Annotated in this window: 1 pseudogene; it reads right to left on the bottom strand. The window is 49.5% G+C overall.

Annotated features, from left to right (window positions below):
• A pseudogene (locus R7190_RS27045) lies at nucleotides 1–754 on the bottom strand (transcriptional regulator MalT); the annotation flags it as partial.

Genomic DNA, 754 nt, shown 5'->3' with positions numbered 1-754 from the left:
GTATCGGTAATGAGGTTGGTACGGCGCGCTTCACTTTGCAGGAAGTTTAGCGCTTGGCGTGCTTCCTCATACTGACCCAAATTGATGTGTGCACGCACTATATTGCGCCATTGCAGTTGCAAGAAGTGGTTACATGCCGATTCTGGACGAACCGCCGTGTTCAACCATTCTTGCATGGCTTCTGTATTGCCACGCGCTTGCCAGAATAAGATCAACGATAAAGAGGCGTTGGCGGTCCAATCTACGTGGTACGTAGACTGCTTCATTAAATGTTGAATGTGCTCGATGAATTTACCGGCTTTGTCTAGCTCGCCACGGCCAATCGCAATGCGCGCCAACATTGAGTAGCTATGTAAGTGCTTACTTGGCGAATGGTTTTCGAGAATTTGTAGGCCTCGGTACGCACATTCTTCGGCTTCATCTAGGCGGTTCCAGCACCACAAGACTTGCGCGCGGATACGCAATAAAAACTCGTGCAGAGGAACGTGCTGTAATTGCTGATCTTCAATCAGACGAAAGCCTGAATCTTGCAGCTCAAAGGCCGCTTGCACGTAACCTTGAGCAATCAAGATTTCGCTTTGTTGTAAAATCGCCCACAGTGCTTGATGGTAAACCTGATACTGGCGCGCCAATTTTTCGGTTTGCTGCATCATCGGCAACGCGCGGTCGAGTTTACCCAGTACGTGGTTCACTTCGCCTACGACTGAGGTCGCGACAATTCGGCTACGGTAAATAGTGTTGTCTAGTTGGCTGA

The organism is Vibrio sp. 1078-1, assembly GCF_033340475.1.
Note: the sequence above shows the minus strand (reverse complement) of the source record. Positions and strands in the feature narration are given on the sequence as shown.